Below are 20,153 nucleotides of genomic sequence, written 5' to 3'. Positions count from 1 at the left end.
GACTCACATGAATCCATCCGCCCCGCTTCGCCGCCTCGCGACGGGCGCACTGGCCGCCGCCGCACTGACGGCCGCCGCCGGCGCGCTGGCCGAGCCGCAAGGTTTCCTCGAAACGCTGCATCGCCACATCACGCTCGTCAACACGGTGCCGGACAACGGCGACCAGAACCCCTACGCGATCGCGGTCGCGCCGGTGTCGGCCGGCACGATCCAGGCGGGCGACGTGCTCGTCGACAACTTCAACAACGCGGCGAACCTGCAAGGCACCGGCAGCACGATCGTCAACTACCGCCCGTCGACGAAGCAGATGAGCCTGTTCGCGTCGATCCCGCGCGACCTGAAGGCGTGCCCGGGCGGCGTCGGCCTGTCGACGGCGATGACGATGCTGAAATCCGGCTGGGTGATCGTCGGCAGCACGCCGAGCAACGACGGCACGACCAACACCAAGGGCGCCGGCTGCCTGATCGTGCTCGATCCGCAAGGCAAGATCGCCTCGACGTGGTCGACGCCGAACATCAACGACCCGTGGGGCAACATGGCCGTGGTCGACCGCGGCGACAGCGCGACGCTGTTCGTCAGCATGGCCGGCTTCGGCGTCGGCGGCGCGGACGGCAATCCGCCCGTCTACAAGCAGGCGACCGTGCTGCGTCTCGACCTCGACGTGCCGGCGGGCAAGCCGCCCGTGATCAAGCAGGAAACGGTCGTCGCGAGCGGCCTCGGCGCGCAGGCCGACAAGGGCGTGTTCCTGGTCGGCCCGACCGGCCTCGCGCTGTCCGGCGACCAGAAGAAGCTGTACGTGTCGGACGCGATCGGCAACCGCATCGTCGAGATCGACGACCCGCTCACGCGCGACACCAGCGCGGGCGTCGGCCGCCAGGTGACCGCCGACGGCTTCCTGCGCCGCCCGCTCGCGCTCGCGACCGCACCGAACGGCCACCTGCTCGCGACCAACGCGCAGAACGGCCAGGTCGTGGAGATCGACCCGGTCGCCGGCAAGCAGATCTACGCGCGCTGGATCAATACCGACAAGGCGCAGACGCCCCCCGGCAACGGCAACCTGTTCGGCATCGCGATGACGCCTGAAGGCGACGGCTTCTACTACGTCGCGGACGACGTCAACACGCTGTTGCTCGCGAAGTAATGGAGCCAATCATGGCAGACGATTCCAACCAGCCGCCCCGCCCCGCGCGGCGCGGCTTCCTGAAGGCGGGCGGCGCCGCGGTGGCCGCCGGCCTCGCGGCGGCGTCGATCCCGGCCGCGAAGGCCGCGGATGCGCCCGCCACCGCACCCGCTTCCGCGCATGACGGCGTCGAGCCGTTCTACGGCCGGCACCAGAGCGGCATCGCGACGCCGCAGCAGCGCCACGCGTATTTCGCGGCGCTCGACCTGACGACGGCCCAGCGCGCGGACGTCATCGCGCTGCTGAAGACCTGGACCGACGCCGCCGCGCGGATGACGCGCGGCGACACCGCGCTGCCGCTCGCCGCGACGGGCGGCGATGAAATCGCGCCGGCCGACGGGGGCGACGCGCTCGGCCTCGGCCCGGCGCGCCTGACGCTGACGTTCGGCTTCGGCCCCGGCCTGTTCGCGCTCGCCGGCAAGGACCGCTACGGCCTCGCGAAGCATCGCCCCGCCGCGCTCGTCGACCTGCCGCGTTTCAACGGCGACCAGTTGCTGCCCGAGAAGACCGGCGGCGACCTGTTCATCCAGGCGTGCGCGGACGACGCGCAGGTCGCGTTCCACGCGGTGCGCCAGCTCGTGCGCCTCGGCGCGAAGGCGACGCAGATCCGCTGGGGCCAGGCCGGCTTCACGTCGGGCAAGCCCGGCGAGACGCCGCGCAACCTGATGGGCTTCAAGGACGGCACGATGAACCCGCCGATGTCCGATCCGGCCGCGATGAACGAATTCGTGTGGGCCGGCAGCGAAGGCCCGGCATGGATGAACGGCGGCACCTACACGGTCGTGCGCCGGATCCGCATCACGCTCGAGCACTGGGACAGCACGGAGCTCGGCTTCCAGGAGCAGGTGGTCGGCCGTCACAAGTACAGCGGTGCGCCGCTCGGCCAGAAGAACGAGTTCGAAGCGCTCGATCTCGATGCGACCGACAAGGACGGCAACCCGGTGATCCCCGACAACTCGCACGCGCGCCTCGCGTCGCCGCAGTTGAACAACGGCGCGCAGATCCTGCGCCGCGCGTACTCGTACAACGACAGCACGAACTTCTACATCGAGCGCTGGCCGCCGTGGCGCCAGCAGACGGAGTACGACGCGGGGCTGATGTTCGTCGCGCACCAGCGCGACCCGCGCAAGGGCTTCATTCCGATCAACGAGAAGCTCTCGAAAATGGACATCATGAACCAGTTCACCACGCACGTCGGCAGCGCGATCTTCGCGTGCCCGCCGGGCGCGCAACCGGGTTCGTACATCGGCGCCGCGCTGTTCGAGGCATGAGGACGCGACGACGCAACGCACGGCTTGCGATGAAACAGCTATTCGCCGAGAAGGGGGCGCAGCGAACGTCATTCAAGACGTCATCGCTGCCGCGGGCGCCTCGCAAGGGGCGTTCTACAACTACTTTCGAATGAATGAATATCTGCTTGGCGCGGCAACCGCCCGATCGAGGCCGAGGCGCATCGATATGAGAATTCGGCGCGATGCATCGCCTTCGGCAACGCGCAAAGATCGACGAATCGATCGACGGGGTGAACTGACACTGCCAATCGCGGTAACACTTGCCTTCGATGCAGCCACGTCCGAAGACGTCCTCTGCCTCGTCGGCAACTCGTAGAAACTGCCCCATTGTTTTGTCGGAGCAATTATTTGGGGGCGCAGGGGCGAGTCTCCAGACCCAAATGCGTCTAACCGGAAAAACGCGCGGCAATCGAAGGCGCCCCGCATATCGAAGCCATCATGCGTTCTTCGTGGGGCGGTCCCGCGCCGTCCGAAAAGACGGGTATATTCCGGAAATCGATTCCGTGCCCGCCGCGCACCGCTGACAGGCCTTCGCATCGCGATGAATTCCCGCACCATGTTCGATTAGCTCACCGAGATACTCGCTCGGCGAGCTCGACCGGAAGGCGCGTGCGCAGCCCGGCACCGCCGGCGCGACACCGGCCGGCGCTGCGATGCCGAAAGGCGTACCGCGTCCGTTGAGCAAAACGCTCCGGAATGATCGGCTGTCGACTTTCATCGCATGCAAGCAGGACCGTCCGCGCGACGCCACGACTCGGACACCTTGAAGCTTCTCACCGTAGCCAGCCAATGACCCAAGACAATCCGGTTTCCGTTGTGCAGCAACTCGTACAGCGCGGTGCTATTGATGATGCTCGACGTTTGCTCGACGACCTGAAGGCAACCGACGGCGGTACCGCACGATACCTCCATGCATGCGTTCAGTACCATTATTTCCTTGGGGAATTCGAACGCGCAATCGACCTGTCCGTCGAACTGACGCAGCGCGAGCCAGGCTATACGAACCATCGTTCCATCTTTTTCCATGCGTGCGCCCATCTCGGCAGGCTGGACGTTCTCGACGCGCAATTCGAAACACTCGTACACGGCCTCAATGAATGGGAACGCGAGCAGGTACAGCTCGAAATCCTGTATCTGTTCGGCCGCGACGACGACATCATCGCGCGATCCGTGTCGTACGAGGCCGCGCACCACGCTGGCGCGATTCCGCATGCGACCGGGATCCAGTTGAGAAAAATCCGCAGCACCTCGCTGATGCGGGCTCACGGCATCGCCGCGGGAATTGGCGAATACGCGTCGGCTTATACGAGCCGATCGGCCGTGGCGGAGATATATGGAATCAAGGATCCCGGCTACTGGTGTGGCGACACGCCATTACCGCGCGTGCTGCGCTACGTCCGTGGCGGCGGTTTCGGCGACTGGCTCCAGTTCATCCGCTATCGCACCCTGCTCGCTCAGGCCGGCACCGAACTCGTCTGTCACGAGCCCTGGCCGTGTCCGGATGTCAATCAGGCCTGGTTGAACGACTATCGCGACATCCGTGCCGACCAACTGCTGGCACCGTTCGCCGGCAGCGCTCCGTTCGATGCAATGTGGGCAACACCGTTCTCCCTGTTCAGCGCGATGTTCCCGCTGGCCGGCTACCTGCCGGCGCGCCGGGCAATGTATGACGCAGCGCCCGCGCCCGAGATGTCCGAACAGGTGGCGCGCATTCGCCGCGCCGCGCGCGGACGCCCATGCTGCGCGTTGTTCTGGTCGTCGAACGAATCCGCTCACGGGGATTTCGCGTGGCGGAGCTTGCGCCTGCAGCAGATACGTCCGCTGCTGGAAAACCAGGATGTCCACTGGATCGTATTCCAACGCGGTCTCGAAATGCAGCGATGGCTCGCCGACGACCTGTCCCGCACGACCACCAACCTCGACGCGACGACCGACCTGCGTGCGCTTGCAGCGCTGCTGTCCGCTGCGGCGGATCTGGTCATCAGCGTCGACAGCGGTCCGCTGCATCTCGCCGCCAGCCTCGACTTGCCGACCGTCCTGCTGTCGCCGCTCCACGGAGACTGGCGCTTTGAACGATCCCCGACCTCGACGCCGTGGTACCCGGGAATCCGCGTCGTTCGGCAACCCGTCATCGGCGCCTGGGATGCAACGGTCGCCGACGCACGGTGGATACTCGATGGATGGGCGCGAACCGGAAGGCTGTCGTGAAGGTCGCGGGCTTGCGTGCAGCCGCCTGCGCGGATCAATCTCCTTGGGATCGTCCAATGGTGCGGACGTGATGTCAGTGAGTCCTGCAGCCGGAGGCGTCCGGCGCCCAAACCACTCGTCCCACGCAAACAGGAGCTGCTGATTCACCGAAGAACGGATCATCGGCTTCTTGAAGGCAGCCGAGACTGAACTGAGGCCGGCGGTGCCGTGCCGCAAGGCATGCGACCTGCTACAACTGGAACGCGATCGTCGGTTGAACAACGCTCAGGATCGCCGCCTGCGCCAACGCTTCGGCCAGCGTGCATGCGTCGCAATCCATTCGTGTCAATCAACGACGAACTCATTCCTCCGTGACAACCCATTTATTTCATTCAAAAAGACCGATGAGCAACCTGTCATACGCCTCGACTTGCTTCGAATTTGTTGATAAAAATCTCCCGATCACTTCACGTTGCCGATTCATATAATCCTGCCAATTTTCATCGTGAAGCTCTATCGCCTGCACGAGTCGAAGGCCACCCTCTTCCACGTCATTTCCATTATAAAAATAACCAAGCTCGCGGCAGAGGCCTGCGTTATGGACTAGCGCATAACCATTCCAGCAAACATCGAAATAGAAATAATTCAGCGCAAGCCCCCATTGATGGGATATCACAATATCGGTAAATTCAGAAAGAAATTGAGGGGTATTGTAATATCCGACAAAACTTATTTTCGAATCCTTAACAAGATCCAGGTGGTGCGCAATTCCAATAAATTCCGGACTGCCATTTGCAAGATGTTCCGTGTTCGTTGCATGCACATAGGATATCTGTGCGCCACATTTCCGATATCCCAATTCGGCGATCAAGAGTGGATAGAGGCAAAACTTGGTAACGTCGATATTCGGCTCCATGATGGATAGCCTTTTGGGTTGCCCGGTTGGACGATATTCGCCGCGATGCGGGAGAGCGGCCGATCGCTCTTCGACGCACATCGGATCCCAAACGAACGGCACCTCGCGAACGGGCTGGCGTCGCAATACGCTGAAGAAGCTTGCGCTGGTCTCGACAACTTGCGGGATGATCCATACTTGATCATAACGTTGATTGATGAATACCGTTTCCGCATGCCGTCTGCCAAAAATCATGGCTTGCATCATGTGCACGTATTCCGGGCCGCAACAGTAGCTCACAACTTTCGCACCGCGCGCCTGCAGATACGCGGTTTGCGTCGAATCAATCTGCCCACCGAGTTCGATCAGCACATCGAGCGCGTCTTTCGCATCGTCGAACGAGCGTATTGGAAACTGCCTCGTATCCCATGGAAGTTCCGACGTGATCTTGACGTTCGTCGTGTTGACGAGGGTTACCTGATGGCCAAGAGGCGAGTGTTGAAAGAGCTTCATTAGATACAAGGCGTTCTGCTTGATGCCGTTGACCCAAAGACTCTCTGCCGCGTGATGAAGGCCGATTGTAATGCCGATACTGAGTGAGCGTGCCGAACTCATGGGGGGTCTCCAGTATGCACATTCAATAAAGAGCTAGATCATAGCTCTCCACTTGTTTCGAGCTGTCAAGAACTGTCAAAATACGGCAGGCGACTCGGGACGGTTGCCCCCTCGTTTTCACCTGCAGCATGTCTTGCAGTGGCGCGTAGGGTTTCGTATTCGAGGGCGTGCGCAGTCGATCGACGTGCACATGCGCTGTCGATTGCAATAGCCTTCGATCGTGTGGACGGCATGACGCGCCGTCTTCACGATTGGCGTGCTCTGGCCGGCCAGGACCGCTGAGCGGCTGCGCCCGATAGTCCAGCAGGTACGCTCGAACAGACGGGTCCGCCGCGGTCGAGAGCGCTTCGTCATGGAATGCGGCGGCCTCCGCCGAACGGCGCTGCCGCAACAACCGCAGGTCCGCCTAGAGCCGCCGGTCCAGGTCTTCCCGAGGTACCGCGGATACGTGCAACGCATCTCGTTCGGCACAAAGGTGCTCGAGGGCACCCGCGACACGCTCGACGACATCGCTCCACCGCCCCGGCTCCGATTGGCGGAACAGCCGCGCCCGCGGATACCACGGCGAATCGTCCCGATCCGCCAGCCAGCGCCAGCAGCCGTCGAAGCGCGACAGGATCCAGACCGGCTTGCCCAATGCACCGGCCACATGTGCGACCGACGTATCGACGGTAATCACGAGATCCAGATGGGCGATGATCGCCGCCGTGTCCGCGAAGTCGCGCACATGCTCCATCGGGTCGACAGGGCGAAGCGGCGACGGAATCGTGTCGATCTGCCGACGGGTCGTTTCGCCCTTCTGCAAGCTCACGAAACTCACGCCCGGAATCCGCAGCAGGGGCAGATACGCGCTTGCCGGAAGCGAGCGACGGCGGTCCGTCGCGTGTGCCTGCGCCTGGTCGGGGCGCGGATCGCCGGCCCAGACCAACCCGACCTTCAAGCCGGCTGCCGGCACGCTGCTCCGCCAGCGCTCGACGAGCGATGCCGGCACATGCAGATAGGGCACCGTCGCGGGTATCGTGTCGAGCGTCGTTCCGCAGTGCAACGGCAGACTCATGATCGTGACCGCGTAATCGTGTGCGGGAAGCGCCGCCGCCTCGTCAAGCGCGACACAACGATCCACGCCGTCAGCCGTTGCGATCAGGCGCGTCAATGCGGCCGGACACACCACCGTCAGCGTCGACAATCCGCGCTGCTTGAGCAGCGGCAGATAGCGCGCGAACTGCACGACATCGCCGAGCCCCTGCTCGGGCCAGACGACAAGCGATTTCCCGTCGAGCGGTTCGCCCCGCCAGAGCGGCGCGGGCAAGCTTGCCAGAACGCGATTCGACGAAGCGTCGCCCCAGTGCGAGGAAGGCTGAAAACGCGCTTCGTAGTGGCGCCATCCTTCTTCGTACTGCCCCATCGCGAGCAACACCAGGCTCAGGTTGAACGTCGTCGGCACGCGGTCATGATCGAGCGTCAGTGCGTGTCTCAACGTGGCGGCGGCCTCATCCAGCCTGCCGGCCTCATGCAGCAGACGGCCCAGGTTGTTCCACACCTCCGCGAACGACGGATCGTATACGAGCGCTTCGCGGTAACACGATTCGGCTTCAGCGTATCGCCGCTGCGCGAACAGCACGTTGCCGAGATTGCCTCGCGCTTCGCGGGAGCCGTGTTGCAGCGAAACCGCGCGCCGGAAACAAGTCTCGGCCTCCGGCAACCGTTCGAGCTGGTGAAGCAACGCACCGAAACTATTGAGCGTTGCTGCGTCGTTCGGTTCTTGCGCAAGCGATTCCCGATACTGCTGCTCCGCTTCGTCGGATCGCCCGAGCGCCTGAAGCAGCATGGCCAGATCGGCATGAACCACTGGATCGCCCGGGCGAGCGATCACGGCATCGCGCAAGGTGCGTTCGGCTTCGGCGTCGCGGCCCGTGAACCGCAGCAGCAGGCCGAGCCTGCGCAGCGCCGGACCATGCCCGGGATTCGACGCCAATACGCTGCGGTAGCACGCCTCCGCCTCATCGAGGCGTTGTCCGTCGTGAAGCAGCAGGCCGAGATTGAAACAGGCGTCCACATTGTCGGGACGAATCTCGAGGGCCCGTCGGTAGCAATGTTCCGCCTCGTCTGCATTGCCTTCCGCTTCGAGCAGAATACCGAGATTGTTCAGCGCCTCGGTGTAATCGGGGCAGAGCGAAATCGCCGCCCGATAATGCCGCGCGGCATCCGACGCCCGCCCGGCGTGATGCGCGGCGACACCTGCTGAAAATTCCGCGTTTGCCGCGCCGACGCGTTGTGCGTCACAGCCCGTCACGTTGTGTTCGCTCATGTTCGATTCGATGGGTGACGCGTCGCCATTGCCATCGGTTCATCAAACCCGTGCCCCGCTCCGGAACCCGCCCGGCAGGCCCGGAAACCGACTAGGGTCATATTTCGTGCCGGAACGGCAAGGCATGCAACCATGCCGGTCGCGCAGCTTCGACTCGCTGCCGAGATCGGCAAGGTGCCCGATTTTTATCACGGCTCGATATCCCGATGCAGCATAAAAATGCAGTCCCACCCGGGACATTTGTTAAATAGCTTGAATGACCGCCAACGGGCCAATGATTTGCCGTACCATCCGGCCGTCATTCTGGCCAATGTCGAACGCGGTCGACCAACCGTGGGCAACGGCCGTGGTTTTTCATCTTCGGGCGCTCGAGCCGGGCACCGATTTCATTCGAACGCCAGGACCGATCATGTTTCAGTCCCCCGGAGATTCATTCGTCAACGGTTCATTGCTGGGCTTGTGCGTCGAGGTTCCGCTTGCCGCGATCGTTTCGCTGGCGATGCACGGCGTCGACTGGAACGGACAGCGCATCGCGATGCTCATCGCCACGCCGGTGCTGATCGCATGCATCGCCCTGCTGACCCGCCCGGTCGCACTCAGCACGGTATGGAAGCACAAACGCTCGCCGTTCCTGCTCGACGACAATGTGCGCGCCTCGATTTACGGCCGGCTCTGCGGGATTGCAATCGGCGTCGTGTTCGGCATCATGGTCGCGACGACGTTCGCCTGATCCGCTCACACAGGATCGCCCGACGAGATCCGCGGCTGGCGTGATGCCTGGTTCACGCATGGAAAACAGCGCTTTCGAAAGCGCGTGTTCGCCCGAATCCCCCATCACTCGGGCGCCTTCTCGTTGCTTCCGATCACGTCGCCGCGACCAGCGCGTTGAACGACGTATCCCAGAGCGACGCAACATTGGCTGGCCCGTCCAGCCCACCGATCCGCGCGAACACATCCGCGACCTGCTGATGCTGCGCCACCACCTCGGGCGTCACCGGCAGCAGCGCATAGTCTTCGCTGCGCCGGTCGAACATCGCGACGAGGTCCGCAACCGGCACGCGCGTCTCGCGGTTCTGCGCGAGCGCATAGTCGCGTAAATGCCCGTTCGCCCACGCATACGCGCGCCGGAATCGCAGCAGCAGATCACCCGTCGCCGCGCGACGGCGCGCATCGTCGAGCGTGCGCGGGTTCGCATAGACCGGAAAGTTGCCCGACAGATAGCCCTTCCCCGTCTTCAGCACGCGCGCGCCGTAGCGATTGCGCGCGAACTGGCCGTTGTAGCCGTAGATCGCCCACGCGTCGATGTCACCGCGATCGTATGCAGACAAGCCATCGGTCGGCGACAGGTTGATCGGCTGGATGTCGTCGAAGCCCAGGCCCGCCTCCGTGAGCTGGCGATACAGGAAGTAGTGCGACGTCGTCGCACGTACGTACCCGACGCGCTTGCCCTTCAGGTCCGCGATGCGGCGGATCGGCGTGTCCTTGCGCGCGAGCGTGACCTGGTTGTTCAGGTCTTCGCGCACGCGGGTGATGAGCCGCACGTTGGCCTTCTGCCGCGCGGCGAACACGGCCGGGATTTCGCTGCCCGAGCCGATGTCGAGCGCGTCCGCGTTGAGCGCCTCGATGTGCAGCACGCCGTTGTTCAGCTCGCGCCAGTCGATCCGGTACGGCGTGTCGGCCAGCCCGGCCGCCTGCAACAGCGCCCACCAGCCGCCCTTGTAGGTCGCGACGCGCAACGTGGTGCCGGTGAAATCGGTGCTGACAGCGGGGGCGGCGAACGCTGCGTTCTTGGCCCATGGCGCCGCCGCGGCCACGGCGCCGACGCCGGCGAGCAGCAAACGGCGACGCGCCGCCGAGATTGACGACATCGGATGCTCCTGTCGGTCGATCAACCGGGCAGTGAAAACCGCCGCGTCAATGCAGCACCGGAAATCCGTGGCGCTCGGCCAGCAGTTCGAGGATGCGGCGTGCGTCGGTGACGAAGCGCACGTCGCCGAGCGCCAGTGCGTCGTCCGGCGCTGGCTGGTCGCGACCGAGCACGAGCACCGGCAGCCCCTGGTGCGCATCGTCGAGCGCGTCGATCACCGCGTGTCGCGGCCGCTCGAAGCCGACGCGTTTCACGTCGATTCGACCCGCACGATCGGGCGCGCTGCCAGCAGCCCCTCGATCGACAGTCCATGCGGGCAGACGAAACGCTGGCCCGGATGCTTCGGATCGGCAAAGCCCGGTTCCAGCAGAAACAGCACATCGCGACTCATGACAAACGGCTCCCGTGTTCGTTGTTCAGCCGGGACAAACGCACACTTGCGCGCCCTTCCGTTCCCGAAGCATGCCGGCCCGAGGCCGGATGTCCGACTCTACCGTCATGCGTCGCGCGGCCCTACCAACGTTTTGCGGAATCGATATGCGGGCGCATGTAGCGCACTGGCCGCATGACCCTGTCGCTGCCGGTGCATCCGCCATGCGCACTCGGGTGTCAACGGCGCGCCGCAAAGGCGTCGATTCCTGCCAGCGCTGCGGACCACGCCCACAGACGCGCCGCGTCCTCTGGATCGATCGCATGCGGCCGCACGCCCGATTCCTCGCTTCCGGACGTGACAACCGCGATGTCGCAATCCTCGCAATAGACACCGCCGATCCCGGCCAGGCGCGGCGACGTCGCCGCCCATACCTGGGTTGCCGCGCCCTGGGCAGGCGTCTTGAAGGTCGGATCGATCGGCCGGCCGTGTTCGTCCACCCACCCTTGCGCCATCATCTCTTCGCGTGTCAGATGACGCTGCAGCGGTGTCGCGATCTTGCCCGGATGCAGCGAATAGGCGCGGACACCGAACGGGGCGCCGAGCCTGTCGAGCTGCACCGCGAACAGCGCGTTGGCGGTCTTCGACTGCCCGTACGCCAGCCATTTGTCGTAGCCCTGTGCGAACTGGATATCATCCCAACGAATCGGCGACAGCCGGTGCCCAAGCGACGACACCGCGACCACGCGGGCGCCGTCGCCCTGCGCGAGAACGGGCCACAGCCCATTGACGAGCGCATAATGGCCAAGATGATTGACCGCCATCTGCGCTTCCCGGCCGTCGCCGACGCGCGTCTCCGGGCACGCCATGATGCCCGCGCTGTTGATGACGATGTCCACGTCGCGGCGCGCCGCGACGAACCGCGCCGCGAATGCCGCCACGCTCGCGAGATCGGCGAGGTCGAGCGCCGCAATCTCCACACCGTCGATGCCGCGCGTTGCGTCGCGCGCGGCATCGGCGCTTCGCGCGCCGACAACGACCATCGCACCGGCTTCCGCCAGCGCGCGCGTCGTTTCCAGGCCGAGACCCGAATGGCCGCCCGTCACGATCGCGGTCTTGCCGTGAAGGTCGAGATCGGCCAGTACGTCGCCTGCCGTCGATGCGGCGCCGAATCCGGAATGAAGGGGGTGTTGCCTGCTCGTCATTGAAGGCTCCTGGAACGATGCGTGAAGCACGCGCCCGCCTGTCGGCCGCGTCACTGCACGAGGTCATTCTCCGGCGACGCTCCCGGACTGTGAATGCAATAGAATCCGGTTTTTCGTCGAGATCGTCCGGAGCTTGAGCGTGGATCCCCTATCGGAAGTGCTGTCGCTGCTGGAAACCCGCGACTCGTATTTCACCGGCCTGAGAGCAGGCGGCGAGTGGGCGGTGGCGATTCCGCCCCCCGACGGAATCAAGTTCAACGCGATTGTCGAAGGAAGTTGCTGGCTGACCGTCGACGGCGCCGGATCGCCGATCCGGCTGCACGCGGGAGACTGTTTCCTGCTCGCATCGCCGCGGGCATTTTCGCTGGCGAGCGATCCCTCGGTTACGCCGGTGCCTGCCGCCAGCGTGTACCTGAACGTCGAGCGCGGTATCGCGCAGTATGGCGAACCGGTGAACTGCTTTCTGATCGGTGGCCGCTTCTCGTACGAGGAAGGCATGCCGCTGCTGCTGGGCAGCCTGCCGCCGGTAGTCATCGTGAGCGGCGACTCCGAGCAGGCGGCGGTGTTGCGCTGGGCGCTGCAGCGGCTCGCGCATGAATTCGGCAAGCCATCGCCGGGGGCGTCGCTGATGGTTCGACATCTCGGTCACATGATGCTGGTCGAGATCCTGCGGCGCTATGTGGACGACGGCGCGAACAGCGATGTCGGGTGGCTTGCCGGGTTCGCGGATTCCCGGGTGAGCACGGCACTCGTCGCCATTCATGCGGAGCCCGCGCGACGCTGGACGGTCGATGAACTCGCGACCTGCTGCCACGTATCGCGTTCGACGTTCGCGCTGCATTTCAAGCGGCGGCTGGGGTTCGGGCCGCTCGAGTACGTACTGCGCTGGCGCGTGCAGCTCGCGATGCGGGAACTACGACGCTCGAACGCGTCGATATCGGCGATCGCGCAGATGCTTGGCTACGACTCGGATAGCGCTTTCGGACACGCGTTCAAGCGCATCGTGGGTTGCTCGCCCCGCGCGTATCGCCATGACTTCGCGAGCGAATCGGGCGATTAGCGTCATCCTCGGGACGCTACCGCTTCTGTTGGCGCGCCAAACCCGTTTCAGTTACGCACGCGATGCTGCCATTCCTCGACAGGATTCATTTCGATCACGGCCATCAGGATAAGTATAATTATCACAATAGCACGATTTAATAATCAAACTCGCATTCTTGCGAACGCCCCGCATGCCACGGGGCGTCCATCGTTCAGCGACCGATCGGCAACCCGGTCGGCTCGATCCAGCCCAGCTTGTACGCGATCAGCAGCGACAGGAACAGCGTGACCGACAACCCGACGCGTGCCGCGAGCGACCATGCCATCCGCTTGGACTTGCCGCGATCGTGATTCATGAAATACAGCGCGAAGATCAGGCTCGCGATGATCATCGCGAATGCCACGGAAACCAGCAGAGTTTTCATTGGTGATGCCCTTGAAGATCGGAATCGGCCTGAATCAGTTCGGCCAGTTTTTGCCGCTCGTCGGCGAGTTCGCCGACGCCCGACGCCGGCCAGTCCAGCGCGACGCCATTGCCCAGCGAATCGCGCACGAGCGCCTGGTAGCGGCGGTCGTTGATCCGGCCGTGGTCCATCGTTTCGGAGATCTCGCGCCGGAACGGCAGCGGAAAACTCGCGTACGCGCGCGACAGCGCCGCATATTGTCTCGCATCGATCTCTTTCGACGATGGTATGACAGTCCAGATCACCACGGCCACGATGGCCGTGAACGGGATCGCCGTGTAGCGAAGAATGAACTTGATCGGGGTCATGAAGCGGTAGGCAGAAGTGATCGCGAAGGCGGGCGGCGCGGCCATGCGGCAGCGGAGCCGCAGTCAGGCCGCACCGGACGACATTGTACTGCCAGCCCCATGAGACTAACAGAGTATGATAATGTCATTATCATGTTCGTCACATGATTCGAGAGATACGGTACCCGTGCGCAGGCGGCTTGCCCGCCCTGCCGTCCGGCGCCCGTCTTACAGTCCGTGCCCGCGATCCGCGGCGATTGAGCGAAGCCCCAGCCCCGAACCCCTATGCCAGCGCAGTACTTTCGAAACCTGACCGGAAAACACCGCAGCGCGACCGCGAACCGTCAGCTCGGGTTTTCGCTGGCGTTCGTCGCCGGCGCGGCCAATGCCGGCGGCTTCCTCGCGGTCAAGCAATACACGTCGCACATGAGCGGCATCGTGTCGGCGATCGCCGACCAGACGGCGCTCGGCGACGTGCGGCTCGCGCTGGCCGGCATCAGCTCGCTCGGGTCGTTCCTGATCGGCGCCAGTTGCTCGGCGATCCTCGTCAACTGGGGCCGCCGCCGCGGCCTGCACAGCCAGTTCATGCTGCCGCTGCTGCTCGAGGCCGCGCTGCTGCTCCTGTTCGGCCTGCTCGGCAGCCACCTCGCGCTGTGGGAGACCTTCTTCGTGCCCGTGACCGTGACGCTGCTGTGCTTCATCATGGGGCTGCAGAACGCGACCATCACGAAGCTGTCGGGCGCGGAGATCCGCACGACGCACATGACCGGCATCGTGACCGACCTCGGCATCGAGCTCGGTAAGCTGTTCTACTGGAACCGCTCGGCGGTCGACGTCGACGCGCATGCGGTCATCGCCAACCGTTCGAAACTGCGGATTCACGCGACGATGCTCACGTCGTTCTTCATCGGCGGCCTGGCCGGCGCGATCGGCTTCAAGCATGTCGGCTACGTATCGACCGTGCCGCTTGCCGCGGTGCTCGTCACGCTCGCGATCGTCCCGGTGATCGACGACCTGCTCGCGTTGCTCCGCAGCAGCCGCTGATCGCGCATCGGGAGCGCGCTTTCGGCGGTGGCGCCGAAGGCGGATCGATTATAATTTGATTAACATACCGACCACCCTCGCCCTGCAATGGAAACAAAAACCGCCCGCCTGACCGTCCTGATCGACCCCGCGAAGAAGGAAGCCTTCGAGATGCTCTGTGCGGAGCAGGATCTCACGCCTTCGCAAGTCGTGCGGCAACTGATCCGCGAGTATCTCGACCGCCACGGCGTGACGTACAAGACCAAGAGCGCGCTCGGCAAGCGCGTGAAGTAAGCGCGGCCGTACAGGCCGCGCGGGCAGCGCGCCTACTCGCCGATTTCCCAGCGCCCGTGCGGCTGCGCACGCATCACCAGCCGTTGCGGGTCGACACGCTCTCCAGCCTTCATGCGCCTCGCCGTGGCCGCCAGCTTGAGCTCGCCGGCCCGCGCACACGCGAGTGCGCGTTCAAGCAGGATACGCAGCGACGGCAGCCGGTTGCCGCCCTTCCACGCGAACGCGATGAAGTTGTTGTCGTCGCCGCACGGCACCAGCGTATACGACGCACCGAACACGGCCCGCAGGTGCTCGAGATGCTCCGGCAGCGCCGGATCGTCGTCCATGAAGTTGATCGCCAGCACGCCGGTTTCGCTCAGGCGCTCGCGGCATGCAGCGAGGAATGCCGCGCCCGTACACCGGCCCCGCAGGCCGTCGGCGACGAACGCATCGTGCAGGATCACGTCCGTTTTGACATCCGCCCTTTCCAGATGATCCGCGCCGTCGGCGCACACCACCGTGAACCGGCCGTCATCAGCAGGAATCCTGAATACATCTCGCAGCGCGATCACGTTCGGATCGATCTCGACCGCGTCGATCGCCGTGCCGGGCAAGTGCCGGTAGCAGTACTTCGCGAGCGAACCGCCGCCGAGCCCTAGCATGCAGATGTGCGCGGGCTCGGGCTGCAGCAGCAGAAAGCCCATCATCACGCGCGTATAGCCAAGCTCGAGCCGGCCCGGATCCCGGCGCGACATGAAGCTCTGCGTGCCGAAATGGTCGAAGTGCAGCGAAAGCGCGTGCTCCGTCTCCAGCACGAACGGCCGGCCGTCGTTCAGCGGCGTCGCCAGGAACTTGATGAACGCGTCGTAGGAAATTCGATCTTCGGCCATGAACGGGCAGTCGATTGCAAACGGTCGATTGGAGCGTGCGCGCTCAGACTTTCTTCAGGTAACAGGCCTTCAGCATGAAGCCGCCCATGTCGGTCTTGCAGTCGACCTCGTGATCGCCGCCGACGAGCCGGATGCTCTTGACCTTGGTGCCCATCTTCAGCGTGATCGACGAACCCTTCACGCGCAAGTCCTTGATCAGTACGACCGAATCGCCATCCGACAGCACGTTGCCGTTGGCGTCCTTGACGACGTCGCCCGCCGGCTCGTCGCCCGTGTCGGCGCCGGCGTCGGCCGACCATTCATGGCCGCAGTCCGCGCATACGGTCAGCGTGCCGTCCGGGTAAGTGTTTTCCATCGCGCATTGCGGGCAGGCGGGGGCGGCGTTCATTGCAGCTTCCATTCAGGGGGAGTCGTCAAAAAAATATCGGGCGCGCTGGCAGCGTCGCCCGGTGGGCCTGCAGGTGCCGGCCGACGGGTCGGCGGGCCGCCTTTAGCGCACACGATATTATAATGCAATACACATGTCTTGATTGCTGTATTATAATCAACGTTCTCGCGCCGTTCGCCGGATTTGCGGCCCGTTTCACCGAGAATGCCTGCACATCTACGCAGGATGCCACATCCCGGTTGCGCTGCCGGCTTCCCCGGGTCGTCCGGGAAAGCCCGTTTCACGCGTGCCTGGCGCACCGCCGGCCCGGCGCCGCACACCGATTCCGACGTTCCGTCCAGAGGCTTTCCGACATCGTGGCAACCGTTGTGTACGTTGAAATCGGCCCCGCGTGGAACCGCAACCGCGGCGGGTGTGCACGCGAAGCAGCCGTCGCGACAGCGCGCGGCTTCGAAAGCGACATCCTGCTGATCGCGAACGGGATCAGCGGCAACGCGAAAGACAGCGCCGCCATCGCGGCGCTGCGGGTGCACGGCGGCACGTCCGCGCAAGTGCTGGCCACCGGCCCCGACGAGGAAGCGGCACTCCAGGCGCTGCTGCCTGCGCTGCAAGCGCGCTGACCCGCGCACCACCCGATGTCACGGCATCCCGCCCACCCCGAATCCCCTTTTCACGAGGAAGCGATGAGCGACAACTTCACGCCCAACACCCCGAACCTGTCGGCCTCCGCCATCTGGGCGCTCGAGCGCCTCGCCGATGTCCGCTACGGGCGCGACGCGCCGGCGCTCGGCTGGTCGATCGCCAGGGAACTCGTCAGCGCCGGCTTCGTCAGCCATTCCGCACACGGCCGCTCGGGCGCGTCGATCACGGCCGAAGGGCGAACCTTCCTGAAAAGCCGGAAGTAGATCGTCGGCGGCGGCGCATCACATTGATCCTTTCGAGCATCAATTTGGCGATTTTGCGCCTTTTGAGGATCGTTGCGCGCTTCTATCGTCGATGCGGCGACGCCACCTCCGGCCAGCCGCCGCGTCGCCAACGCGCGCAAGGGGTTTGCTATCATTCCGGCTCCCTGTCTTGCCGAAATGGACATGCCCGCTCGCAGAGTGCCGCCGTCGCCAGCCGTCGATCGTACGCCGCCGCTCGCCAAGCAACATCGCCGCCCGATCTGCCAGCGGGCGCGTGAACGGGACCCAACCAGCGCGGCATCGACGTGCTGACGGCCAGGCCGTCCCATGCGCCCCTCGTATCCGGAAACCACGATGCCGCCCGTCTCCTCCCCGCCCGTTCTCGACACGCCGCGCCTCATCCTCGAAGGCCATCCGCTCGGCGACTTCGATGCGCTCGCCGCGATGTGGACCGAGCCCGAGGTCGTCGAACACATCTTCAACGGCGCGCCGTCGGCGCCGCGTGACTCGTGGATGCGCATGCTCGCGTATCGCGGGCTGTGGCCGCTGCTCGGCTATGGCTACTGGGCAATTCGCGAGAAGGCATCGGGCCGCTATGTCGGCGATCTCGGCTTCGCCGATTTCCACCGGCTCATCGAGCCGTCGATTCGCGGCGTGCCGGAAGCCGGCTGGGCACTGGCGACGTGGGCGCACGGCAAGGGTTACGCAACCGAGGCGCTCGCGGCCGCGCTTGGATGGCTCGACGGGCAACAGCGGTTCGAGCGCAGCGTGTGCGTGATCGCGCCGACCAACGTCGCGTCGATCCGCGTGGCGGAAAAAGCCGGTTACGGCGAGCCGATCCGGATCCGGTTCAACGACGCCGACTCATTGCTGTTTTCGCGCGCGTGCCGGTAAGCCGGATGGCGTACCGGCTATCGCAGGCTCGTCGCGGGAGCTTGCGGCGTCGGCGTGCGCTCGGCGCTCACCCCACCGCCGGTTCATAAAGACTCGTAAAGAGCCCGTTGTCCATCGGCCAACAGTTGCCGCGCTCGTCGAGCAATATCCAGTCACCCGGCTTCACCGCACGCCAGCCTTCCGGCGTGGCGACCGCCCGGCCGCCGTCACGGGTTTCCACCCGATCGTGGTCGCCATCGACGAACCACCGAGTTGCATCGACATAACTGATGCGTTTTCGAAATCGCATACCGCCACCGAAACGTTGAGACCTGACGGGCCTGTCCAAAGAGCTTTCCGCGGATTGAGCATGTGCGTCGCGAGGGGCCGTGAAACTCACGGGCGTCACGAAGGGAGTCGGGAGGCCATGGCATCCGCCCCGGGCGACAGCGGCTGCGCCGTCAATGCCTGCGTCGCCAGCCGGACTTCTTGCAGCGCCTTCCGGCCCTCGGTGACGAGGGATTCCAGCGTTTCCCGTGCAGCAATGGAGATACGGATATCGATCTCCCGCATTCTCCCGATCGCCGCGTGAACCTCGTCGGGTTGATCGGGCGCAAGCGTCATCAGGAACATCGAACGTGTTTCGGCGGCCCGGACGGCCTCGTTCCAGTCGGCGCGGGCGACCGCGACTTCGATCGCGTTCGTCAGTGAATCGAGACTCCGGATGATTTGAAGCGGCGTCATTTCGCATTCCTATCAGAACATCGTGGTGGCCGTACGTTTGCCCGCCGAAGGCCAGACAGACGCCGACGCCGATCCGCCTGGGTCGAGCACCGGCTGCGGCTCGCCGAAGGCACGCAATCAACGGAGCCACGACACGCTATCGATCATCGCCTTCGCACTTGCATGCTCTTTGGCGACCAACCGGAAGCGGGTGTGGGTCATGCCCGCCACCGAATTGCCACGATTGTAAGGAGCCGCATTGCACCCGGTTCGTAATATTTTGTAATGATATGTCGAGCAATCTTTACCGGGATTCGATCCGGGCGTGGGTCCTTCGTACGCGCGGCCATGTTTCGCAAACGTTTTCTTGCGAATGACACCTCGTCCGGCGTCCATGCCGGCGGCGCACCGGACGTTACGCCGTCCCCTTTCGTCCGGACATCGTCCCGTTCGGCGACGACACGATTCCACACGTTCGCCTGTTCACAGCGGCGATGATTGGCGCGCAAAGGCGTGGCCGAACGATTCAGATTTCGCCACATTCCGCCGGAATGTTACGCAGTATCATGCGCCTCTCTTCGGCTCCCCCCTGTTCGGAATGGGCCTGAGCGCTCGCCACTTTCCCGTTTCACCCCTTCGTTTAGCGATGCCCATCCGAATCCTGCTCGTCGAAGACGACGTCCACCTGTCCGCGCTGATCGCAGACTATCTGCGCATGCATCAGTACGAGGTGGACACACTGTTCGACGGCACCGACGCCGTATCCGCCATCGTCTCGCGGCACCCCGACGTGGTGCTTCTCGACATCAACCTGCCGGGCAAGGACGGCTTCGAGATTTGCCGCGAGGCACGCATGCGGTATGACGGCATCGTCATCATGATGACGGCCCGCGACGACCAGTTCGACGAGTTGCTCGGCCTGGAATTCGGCGCGGACGACTTTCTCCACAAGCCGGTCGAGCCGCGCATTCTGCTCGCGCGGATCAAGGCCCACCTGAGACGGATACGCATGCGCCCGGACGGCGCCGCGCCGGCGTCGCCTCATCGATTCGAGTTCGGCAAGTTTTCGATCGACCGGGCGGATCGCAAGGTTCGCCTTCCGGACGGGAGCGCGCCTCGCCTGACTTCGACCGAATTCGACCTGCTGTGGGCCCTCGTCTGCCGCGCCGGCGAAGTGGTCAGCCGGGAAGACCTGACGCAACTGCTACGCGGCATCGAGTTCGACGGCTTCGACCGCTCGATCGACGGCCGCATCTCGAAGCTGCGCCGCAAGCTGCGCGACGACCTGACGGAGCCGAAGCGAATCAAGACGATCCGCTGCAAGGGCTATCAGTTCAGCAAGCACGCGTGGGAGTGACGGGGGCAGT

At 64.4% G+C, this 20,153-nt stretch carries 21 protein-coding genes and 1 pseudogene; 11 read left to right on the top strand and 11 right to left on the bottom strand.

The window, feature by feature from the left end; genetic code table 11:
- The first annotated feature begins 7 nt into the window (after positions 1 to 7).
- From HWX36_RS11215 to HWX36_RS11205, 3 genes are all read left to right on the top strand, one after another.
- Complete coding sequence (locus HWX36_RS11215; RefSeq protein ID WP_175952146.1) at positions 8 to 1,141, top strand: hypothetical protein; 1,134 nt, start codon at positions 8 to 10, stop codon at positions 1,139 to 1,141.
- A gap of 11 nt (positions 1,142 to 1,152) precedes the next feature.
- A complete protein-coding gene (efeB, locus tag HWX36_RS11210; RefSeq protein WP_175952145.1) occupies positions 1,153 to 2,451 on the top strand; it encodes an iron uptake transporter deferrochelatase/peroxidase subunit in 1,299 nt (432 codons plus the stop codon).
- Positions 2,452 to 3,261: 810 nt separating this feature from the next.
- Positions 3,262 to 4,680 carry a glycosyltransferase family 9 protein gene (locus HWX36_RS11205; protein WP_175952144.1) on the top strand — a complete coding sequence of 473 codons (1,419 nt, stop codon included), beginning with the start codon at positions 3,262 to 3,264 and terminating at the stop codon, positions 4,678 to 4,680.
- A gap of 367 nt (positions 4,681 to 5,047) precedes the next feature.
- On the opposite strand, the gene HWX36_RS11200 is transcribed toward HWX36_RS11205, so the two are convergent.
- Positions 5,048 to 6,169: a DUF2827 domain-containing protein gene (locus HWX36_RS11200; protein WP_175952143.1), complete on the bottom strand. Its 1,122-nt coding sequence runs from the start codon at positions 6,167 to 6,169 to the stop codon at positions 5,048 to 5,050.
- 406 nt (positions 6,170 to 6,575) lie between these two features.
- Positions 6,576 to 8,477 (bottom strand): tetratricopeptide repeat-containing glycosyltransferase family protein, encoded by a 1,902-nt coding sequence (locus HWX36_RS11195; protein WP_175952142.1) that lies wholly within the window; start codon positions 8,475 to 8,477, stop codon positions 6,576 to 6,578.
- A gap of 256 nt (positions 8,478 to 8,733) precedes the next feature.
- Between HWX36_RS11195 and HWX36_RS11190 the strand changes: the two genes are divergently transcribed.
- Positions 8,734 to 9,207, top strand: coding sequence for a hypothetical protein (locus HWX36_RS11190; RefSeq protein ID WP_244136377.1), 474 nt, complete (start codon positions 8,734 to 8,736; stop codon positions 9,205 to 9,207).
- Positions 9,208 to 9,340: 133 nt separating this feature from the next.
- Here the strand turns inward: HWX36_RS11190 and HWX36_RS11185 are convergent, their stop codons facing one another.
- The 3 genes and pseudogenes from HWX36_RS11185 to HWX36_RS11175 form a co-directional block, all read right to left on the bottom strand.
- Complete coding sequence (locus tag HWX36_RS11185; protein ID WP_175952141.1) at positions 9,341 to 10,345, bottom strand: ABC transporter substrate-binding protein; 1,005 nt, start codon at positions 10,343 to 10,345, stop codon at positions 9,341 to 9,343.
- A gap of 46 nt (positions 10,346 to 10,391) precedes the next feature.
- Positions 10,392 to 10,735, bottom strand: a pseudogene (locus HWX36_RS11180) (DUF3088 domain-containing protein).
- Positions 10,736 to 10,953: 218 nt separating this feature from the next.
- Positions 10,954 to 11,919, bottom strand: a complete 966-nt coding sequence (locus HWX36_RS11175; protein ID WP_175952140.1) for an SDR family NAD(P)-dependent oxidoreductase — start codon at positions 11,917 to 11,919, stop codon at positions 10,954 to 10,956.
- A gap of 139 nt (positions 11,920 to 12,058) precedes the next feature.
- On the opposite strand from HWX36_RS11175, the gene HWX36_RS11170 reads away from it, so the two are divergent.
- Positions 12,059 to 12,979, top strand: a complete 921-nt coding sequence (locus HWX36_RS11170) for an AraC family transcriptional regulator (protein WP_175952139.1) — start codon at positions 12,059 to 12,061, stop codon at positions 12,977 to 12,979.
- Between the two features lie 193 nt (positions 12,980 to 13,172).
- Here HWX36_RS11170 and HWX36_RS11165 read toward each other — a convergent pair whose 3' ends face one another.
- Both HWX36_RS11165 and HWX36_RS11160 read right to left on the bottom strand, forming a co-directional pair.
- On the bottom strand, positions 13,173 to 13,385 hold the full coding sequence (locus HWX36_RS11165; RefSeq protein ID WP_006489184.1) for a twin transmembrane helix small protein: 213 nt from the start codon (positions 13,383 to 13,385) through the stop codon (positions 13,173 to 13,175).
- A complete protein-coding gene (locus tag HWX36_RS11160; RefSeq protein WP_041492597.1) occupies positions 13,382 to 13,732 on the bottom strand; it encodes a hypothetical protein in 351 nt (116 codons plus the stop codon). The genes HWX36_RS11165 and HWX36_RS11160 overlap by 4 nt, the downstream gene beginning before the upstream one ends.
- Positions 13,733 to 13,996: 264 nt before the next feature.
- On the opposite strand from HWX36_RS11160, the gene HWX36_RS11155 reads away from it, so the two are divergent.
- Both HWX36_RS11155 and HWX36_RS11150 read left to right on the top strand, forming a co-directional pair.
- Positions 13,997 to 14,755 (top strand): YoaK family protein, encoded by a 759-nt coding sequence (locus HWX36_RS11155; protein ID WP_175952138.1) that lies wholly within the window; start codon positions 13,997 to 13,999, stop codon positions 14,753 to 14,755.
- Positions 14,756 to 14,842: 87 nt separating this feature from the next.
- Positions 14,843 to 15,028, top strand: a complete 186-nt coding sequence (locus HWX36_RS11150; RefSeq protein WP_021158209.1) for a ribbon-helix-helix protein, CopG family — start codon at positions 14,843 to 14,845, stop codon at positions 15,026 to 15,028.
- Positions 15,029 to 15,060: 32 nt separating this feature from the next.
- Here HWX36_RS11150 and HWX36_RS11145 read toward each other — a convergent pair whose 3' ends face one another.
- Both HWX36_RS11145 and HWX36_RS11140 read right to left on the bottom strand, forming a co-directional pair.
- Positions 15,061 to 15,897, bottom strand: coding sequence for a spermidine synthase (locus HWX36_RS11145; protein ID WP_175952137.1), 837 nt, complete (start codon positions 15,895 to 15,897; stop codon positions 15,061 to 15,063).
- Between the two features lie 43 nt (positions 15,898 to 15,940).
- Positions 15,941 to 16,285 carry a zinc ribbon domain-containing protein YjdM gene (locus tag HWX36_RS11140; protein ID WP_175952136.1) on the bottom strand — a complete coding sequence of 115 codons (345 nt, stop codon included), beginning with the start codon at positions 16,283 to 16,285 and terminating at the stop codon, positions 15,941 to 15,943.
- 122 nt (positions 16,286 to 16,407) lie between these two features.
- Here HWX36_RS11140 and HWX36_RS37095 point away from each other — a divergent pair, with 122 nt between their 5' ends.
- The 3 genes from HWX36_RS37095 (at position 16,408) to HWX36_RS11125 (ending at position 18,084) form a co-directional block, all read left to right on the top strand.
- A complete protein-coding gene (locus tag HWX36_RS37095; RefSeq protein ID WP_244136376.1) occupies positions 16,408 to 16,905 on the top strand; it encodes an HPr family phosphocarrier protein in 498 nt (165 codons plus the stop codon).
- Between the two features lie 63 nt (positions 16,906 to 16,968).
- On the top strand, positions 16,969 to 17,190 hold the full coding sequence (locus tag HWX36_RS11130) for a hypothetical protein (protein ID WP_175952135.1): 222 nt from the start codon (positions 16,969 to 16,971) through the stop codon (positions 17,188 to 17,190).
- Between the two features lie 354 nt (positions 17,191 to 17,544).
- Positions 17,545 to 18,084: a GNAT family N-acetyltransferase gene (locus HWX36_RS11125; protein WP_175952134.1), complete on the top strand. Its 540-nt coding sequence runs from the start codon at positions 17,545 to 17,547 to the stop codon at positions 18,082 to 18,084.
- A 67-nt stretch (positions 18,085 to 18,151) separates the two neighbouring features.
- On the opposite strand, the gene HWX36_RS11120 is transcribed toward HWX36_RS11125, so the two are convergent.
- Both HWX36_RS11120 and HWX36_RS11115 read right to left on the bottom strand, forming a co-directional pair.
- Entirely contained in the window at positions 18,152 to 18,373 is a 222-nt protein-coding gene (locus tag HWX36_RS11120) for a hypothetical protein (protein WP_175952133.1), read from the bottom strand.
- Positions 18,374 to 18,468: 95 nt separating this feature from the next.
- A complete protein-coding gene (locus tag HWX36_RS11115) occupies positions 18,469 to 18,807 on the bottom strand; it encodes a hypothetical protein (RefSeq protein ID WP_175952132.1) in 339 nt (112 codons plus the stop codon).
- Between the two features lie 625 nt (positions 18,808 to 19,432).
- Here HWX36_RS11115 and HWX36_RS11110 point away from each other — a divergent pair.
- The gene (locus HWX36_RS11110; protein WP_175952192.1) at positions 19,433 to 20,143 is read left to right on the top strand and encodes a response regulator; all 711 of its coding nucleotides are present in this window, start codon (positions 19,433 to 19,435) and stop codon (positions 20,141 to 20,143) included.
- Positions 20,144 to 20,153 lie beyond the last annotated feature (10 nt).

This window comes from Burkholderia sp. BCC0405, assembly GCF_902833075.1.
Lineage (GTDB): Bacteria > Pseudomonadota > Gammaproteobacteria > Burkholderiales > Burkholderiaceae > Burkholderia.
This window is presented reverse-complemented; position numbering and strand designations above follow the sequence as displayed.

What these genes read in the sequence shown, in the direction of transcription:
- HWX36_RS11130 (WP_175952135.1), top strand. Translation starts at nt 16,969, where the DNA reads ATGAGCGACAACTTCACGCCCAACACCCCGAACCTGTCGGCCTCCGCC.
- HWX36_RS11200 (WP_175952143.1), bottom strand. Translation starts at nt 6,169, where the DNA reads ATGAGTTCGGCACGCTCACTCAGTATCGGCATTACAATCGGCCTTCAT.
- HWX36_RS11150 (WP_021158209.1), top strand. Translation starts at nt 14,843, where the DNA reads ATGGAAACAAAAACCGCCCGCCTGACCGTCCTGATCGACCCCGCGAAG.
- HWX36_RS11205 (WP_175952144.1), top strand. Translation starts at nt 3,262, where the DNA reads ATGACCCAAGACAATCCGGTTTCCGTTGTGCAGCAACTCGTACAGCGC.
- HWX36_RS11175 (WP_175952140.1), bottom strand. Translation starts at nt 11,919, where the DNA reads ATGACGAGCAGGCAACACCCCCTTCATTCCGGATTCGGCGCCGCATCG.
- HWX36_RS11125 (WP_175952134.1), top strand. Translation starts at nt 17,545, where the DNA reads ATGCCGCCCGTCTCCTCCCCGCCCGTTCTCGACACGCCGCGCCTCATC.
- HWX36_RS11195 (WP_175952142.1), bottom strand. Translation starts at nt 8,477, where the DNA reads ATGAGCGAACACAACGTGACGGGCTGTGACGCACAACGCGTCGGCGCG.
- HWX36_RS11215 (WP_175952146.1), top strand. Translation starts at nt 8, where the DNA reads ATGAATCCATCCGCCCCGCTTCGCCGCCTCGCGACGGGCGCACTGGCC.
- HWX36_RS11190 (WP_244136377.1), top strand. Translation starts at nt 8,734, where the DNA reads ATGACCGCCAACGGGCCAATGATTTGCCGTACCATCCGGCCGTCATTC.
- HWX36_RS11110 (WP_175952192.1), top strand. Translation starts at nt 19,433, where the DNA reads ATGCCCATCCGAATCCTGCTCGTCGAAGACGACGTCCACCTGTCCGCG.
- HWX36_RS11145 (WP_175952137.1), bottom strand. Translation starts at nt 15,897, where the DNA reads ATGGCCGAAGATCGAATTTCCTACGACGCGTTCATCAAGTTCCTGGCG.
- HWX36_RS11115 (WP_175952132.1), bottom strand. Translation starts at nt 18,807, where the DNA reads ATGACGCCGCTTCAAATCATCCGGAGTCTCGATTCACTGACGAACGCG.
- HWX36_RS11120 (WP_175952133.1), bottom strand. Translation starts at nt 18,373, where the DNA reads ATGCGATTTCGAAAACGCATCAGTTATGTCGATGCAACTCGGTGGTTC.
- HWX36_RS11140 (WP_175952136.1), bottom strand. Translation starts at nt 16,285, where the DNA reads ATGAACGCCGCCCCCGCCTGCCCGCAATGCGCGATGGAAAACACTTAC.
- HWX36_RS11165 (WP_006489184.1), bottom strand. Translation starts at nt 13,385, where the DNA reads ATGAAAACTCTGCTGGTTTCCGTGGCATTCGCGATGATCATCGCGAGC.
- HWX36_RS11155 (WP_175952138.1), top strand. Translation starts at nt 13,997, where the DNA reads ATGCCAGCGCAGTACTTTCGAAACCTGACCGGAAAACACCGCAGCGCG.
- HWX36_RS11185 (WP_175952141.1), bottom strand. Translation starts at nt 10,345, where the DNA reads ATGTCGTCAATCTCGGCGGCGCGTCGCCGTTTGCTGCTCGCCGGCGTC.
- HWX36_RS37095 (WP_244136376.1), top strand. Translation starts at nt 16,408, where the DNA reads ATGCAATACACATGTCTTGATTGCTGTATTATAATCAACGTTCTCGCG.
- HWX36_RS11160 (WP_041492597.1), bottom strand. Translation starts at nt 13,732, where the DNA reads ATGACCCCGATCAAGTTCATTCTTCGCTACACGGCGATCCCGTTCACG.
- efeB (WP_175952145.1), top strand. Translation starts at nt 1,153, where the DNA reads ATGGCAGACGATTCCAACCAGCCGCCCCGCCCCGCGCGGCGCGGCTTC.